Origin of the sequence: Streptomyces sp. URMC 126 (assembly GCF_051386555.1) — a bacterium.
GTDB lineage: Bacteria > Actinomycetota > Actinomycetes > Streptomycetales > Streptomycetaceae > Streptomyces.
The window spans coordinates 1-4,139 of the sequence record NZ_JBPQTX010000460.1; the positions used below are offsets into that span (position 1 = coordinate 1).

Here is a 4,139-nt window from a genome sequence, read left to right on the forward strand (position 1 = left end):
CCCTCCGCCGCCGCCTGCTCCGCCCGCCCCGGCACCACCTCCGCCGCCACCCGAGGAGGGCCCGGCCTTGGCGCCGCCGCCTCCGCCGCCCGCGCCGGAACCGCCGGCACCACTGCCGCCGGCTCCGCCGCCGCCCCACACCGAGACCGTCACGTGGGTGACGCCGGCGGGCGGTTGGAAGAGGAAGAACCCAGGCTGGGTGTGCAGCTCCCGTCCGTGCTTGGCGGCCGCGCGGGCGGCCGGCGGCGCGGCGATCGTGCCGGTCAGCAGGCCGGTGAGGGCGAGCGCCGTTCCGGCCAGCGCGGCGCGCGTGACGTGCCCGCCGCCCGTCGCGCGGGTGACGAGGGAGGGCGGGGTCGGTTCATCGGACACGGCGGGCTCCTTGAGAGTGAGTGCCGGGAAGGGCGGGGCCGCCCACGGCGGCCGGCGGACGGCCCGCGCTACGAGAACCGCGGCGTGGCGGGGCCCGTCCGTCCGGCGCGCAGGCCCCTGGCGTGGCGGGAGAGAAGTACCGGTGCGGTCAGCGCGTAGTCAAAACATCGGATGGTGTGACGCGGGAGCGGATGCGGGGCTCTGCCGTACGGGGGTCCGGCCCTTGAATGGCCGTGCGGCGTACGGAGCGTGCCGGACCGCTCCCGCCGTCCCCGCCACTTCCGTCAAACCTTCCTCCGAGCCCTGATCCGGGTGATTCGCCCGGCACCCCTTTGACGGCCCTGCCCGATCGGGTCACCACACTCCACTGCCCCGCCGCGTCACTCCCGTGAGGCTTCGGCGCCCCCCCACGCGTTGACCGTCCGCCGAACCGTCGCCTGGGACGGCGCCGTGTTCCAGGTAGCGGACGCCGGTCGCGTGGTGCGCGGCGATGGCCTGGTGGACGCGGCGGGCGAGCCGGGGGATCAGCAGGTCGTCGATCGCCTCGCGCGAATGGAAGCGGGCCTCCAGCACCTCGCCGTCGGCCGGCCGGACGGCCTCGCGGTGCCGGCGGCCCAGGACGCCCCCGTCGAAGACGAACAGAACCTTGTCACCTTCGGCGGGATTCGGCGCCCAGTCGACGACGAGGAGGGGGCCGACGGGCGGGCAGATGCCCAGCTCCTCGGCGACTTCGCGGCGGCAGGCGGCGAGGGGCGACTCACCGGTTTCGACGTAGCCGCCCGGAATCTCCCAACCGGGCTTGTAGGAGGGGCGCACCAGCGTTTCTCGTGCTCGTTCTGTGAGGTACTCGCGGGGCCGGTCACCGCGGACCCGCCCCGATCACGTCCAGATGCGCCCGTGCCGAGCGCGACAGGCTCTCCAGGAGCGCCTCCCCCTTGGCGGCGGAAGCGAGTGACGGGCGTCCGATCACGCCGTTGGGCGTGTAGCCCGCCATGCCGAGGGAAAGGAGGTGCGGCCGGCTGGGTGCGGCGTGGTCGTCGGACTCGATGCCGTCCCGGACCAAGTGCGGTGCTCCGTACAGCAGCAGGGACACTTCGAACTCGCCGGCGTGCATGTCCTCCGCGCCACCGCTCTCCAGTCCGGCCTCGGCCCGGGCTCGGGAGCGGTCCTCGTGCACAGGGAAGAGCGCGACGCGAGGAGGAGCGATGACGTTGATCTCCTGGACGACATTCTGGAGCACGTAGTTGCCGCCGTGGCCGTTCACGATGAGCAGGCCGGGTACCCCGGAGGCGGCGAGCGACCGCCATATGTCGTGGACCATCGCGTACAGCGTCGCGGCGCTGATGCTGACCGTACCGGGCATGTGCGCGTGCTCGTGCGAGCAGGAGATCGTGACCGGCGGCAGCAGGAACAGGCCGTGATCCTCGGCCAATCGGCCGGCGATCAGGCAGGCGATGGCCGTGTCGGTGATCAACGGCAGGTGCTCGCCGTGCTGTTCGAAGCTGCCGACGGGGAGGACGGCCACGACGTCGCCGCGGTCGCGGACGTCTCCGGTGGTGGCCTGGGTGATCAACTCGTCCATGGGGTCAGCATTTCGTGCCGGGACGGCTGTGTCCTGCTGAAAAGTGGTCTCGAACGGCCCTGAAATGCTCAAGGAACGCCGCGTTCCCCGAACAATCACCGTGCTGGGCAGTGGTGGCGGCAACGGCGGAGAGCTCTGTGATCGTGCGGACCGAACCGGTCTGGGAAGCGATGGCCAGAGCTCTGGACGCTACCTCAAACGACTGCTCGTAGTCTCTCTCGGCAGCATGCGCGCGGGCCAGCCGGGCCAGGTACACGCCACGGTCGTTACGGTACATCGGGGAGAGGCCGCTCAGCTGGGCCTGGAAAGCGGTGATGGCCTTGGCGGGCTCGCCCAGCCCTGTCCAGTACGTGGCACGCTGGATCTCGATGTATTCGGGCGTGCAATAGGACGTGTCGAAACCCGACGACCGCCCGGTGTCATCCGGCCGCGAGGCGAAAGCGTGAGCCTCGTCGAACGTGGCCTGTGCCGCACGGAGGTTGCGCATCAGACAGTAACCCTGGGCTTCCTGTTGCTTCGCGAGCGCTGTCAGCCGGGGTGGCAAGGAGGGAAGACGCTGAGCGGCCCGGGCGAGTGCCACGGTCTTGGCGCCCTGCGAAAGGGCAGCCGCCTGATTGCTTTTGCGGACCAGGACGTAGGCCTGCATGCGGTCGTCGGCCGCCTCCTGGGCCCACTCCATCGACCGGTCCGACCAGTACGAGGCGGATACGAGGTCGCCGAGGTCCTGATGGAGCCAGCCGATGAGCTCGGCCGCTCGCGCGCCCGTGCGGAGGAGCGCTGTTCGAAGTGGCCCTGTGGCCGTTTCCAGAAGGTGGACGATGGTCTGGGTCTGGTGGATGACTAGTGGAAGGATGTGGCGCGAACCGAAGAAGTCCGCGTACCGGCAGTGCTGCTCCAGTTGGGCTTCCGCGAGCTGTACGACGAGTGCCGGCTCAAACACTTCCTCCACTGAGCCGGCCGGCACGGGTGGGACCCCGAAGTCGTTCCCGGCGGACGGCCCGAACGGTACGGGCCGCATGTCGTCCATGCGCTCCCGTTCCCAAGCCCGGGGTGCCAGGCCAAGCATGCTGCCGGGGATGCGCAGACCGTCCGCGATGCGCTCGACGACCTGGATGTCCACGACTCTCCGTCGCCCGTTGGCGATCTCCGCCACCCTGCTCGGCGTCAGTTGACAGCAGCGCCCGATGAGCGCCGGATATATGCCGGCGCGCTTCGCCATCCGGAAGATGGTGGCGAAGTCACGGTTCCCGCAGGCGGCCCGCAGCTCTTCGTTGCCGAGCAACCGGGCCGGGAGGCCTGCCGGAGGGGTGTATTCGGGCATGGACAACGCTCCGGAGACAAGACCGATGGGTGTGCGCCGCGCTGTATCCCGGGATGTTACCCACGGTGGGTCATCACCCGGTGCTTTCCGTGACTTCCCGCGCTGCCCATGCTGGTCGCCATGGAAAGCAGGCCATGGGGTGCGAACCCCACTGAGGTGAGGCATGGTTGGGTCCGCCACCCGAGGTGTGTCGGCCGGGCACGTGCGCATTTGCGCAAGGTGATGGCGGACTGGGGCATGGCGGCGATCGAGGATGCGGCTCTCGTGGTCCTCTCCGAGCTGCTCACGAACGCCGTCCTGCACGCACGAGTACCGTCGGACCGGCTGATCGAGACGTGCTTCCGTCGAGAGGCCGAAGGAGTCCGCATCACTGTGGACGACGCGGACTGCCGGGGGCTGGAGACCGGTGCTCCGCGAGGAGAGGGCGGGCGCGGACTCGATATCGTCACCGCCCTCGCCCGGTGTTGGGGCGTGTGTCCGCGCGACGGGGTGGGGAAGTCCGTGTGGGCCCTGGTGGCCGCGCCGGGCGAGGAGCCGGAACCCGTGCGGATGCGGGTGTGGGTCCAGCGGGTTCAGGCCGGGGACCGGGTGGCCGGGGTAGGTGGGGAACGGGAAGTGGCGGATGTGCGCGAAGACCGGGACGGCGGGCGGGCCGAGGTGGTGCTGGGGCTCCAAGGCGGAGGCGAGCTGCGGCTGCATGCCGGGAGCGCCGTGGACGTCGTGCGGAGCGTTCGGTGGTGAGGAACAACGCGGTGGCCGCCGCCGTGTTCCTCGTCGAGGAGTGGTGGTGGCGGCATGTGACGTACCGGCGGGTGTTCCGGGAACTTGACGCGCTTGTGCGGGTGCGGGGGCTTCCCGGGCGGG

4 protein-coding genes and 1 pseudogene are annotated in these 4,139 nt (G+C 70.7%); 1 reads left to right on the forward strand and 4 read right to left on the reverse strand.

The features are described 5' to 3' along the window. The 4 genes and pseudogenes from ACSNOK_RS31270 to ACSNOK_RS31285 form a co-directional block, all read right to left on the reverse strand. Nucleotides 1-372: pseudogene (locus ACSNOK_RS31270) on the reverse strand (hypothetical protein); the annotation flags it as partial. Nucleotides 373-726: 354 nt separating this feature from the next. Then, on the reverse strand, nucleotides 727-1,188 hold the full coding sequence (locus ACSNOK_RS31275; protein ID WP_436784170.1) for an NUDIX domain-containing protein: 462 nt from the start codon (nucleotides 1,186-1,188) through the stop codon (nucleotides 727-729). A gap of 43 nt (nucleotides 1,189-1,231) precedes the next feature. Beyond that, the gene (locus tag ACSNOK_RS31280; RefSeq protein WP_436784171.1) at nucleotides 1,232-1,954 is read right to left on the reverse strand and encodes a creatininase family protein; all 723 of its coding nucleotides are present in this window, start codon (nucleotides 1,952-1,954) and stop codon (nucleotides 1,232-1,234) included. Nucleotides 1,955-1,958: 4 nt separating this feature from the next. Then, nucleotides 1,959-3,275 carry a hypothetical protein gene (locus ACSNOK_RS31285; RefSeq protein WP_436784172.1) on the reverse strand — a complete coding sequence of 439 codons (1,317 nt, stop codon included), beginning with the start codon at nucleotides 3,273-3,275 and terminating at the stop codon, nucleotides 1,959-1,961. 120 nt (nucleotides 3,276-3,395) lie between these two features. Between ACSNOK_RS31285 and ACSNOK_RS31290 the strand changes: the two genes are divergently transcribed. Further along, a complete protein-coding gene (locus tag ACSNOK_RS31290; protein ID WP_436784173.1) occupies nucleotides 3,396-4,016 on the forward strand; it encodes an ATP-binding protein in 621 nt (206 codons plus the stop codon). The last annotated feature ends 123 nt before the right edge of the window (nucleotides 4,017-4,139 follow it).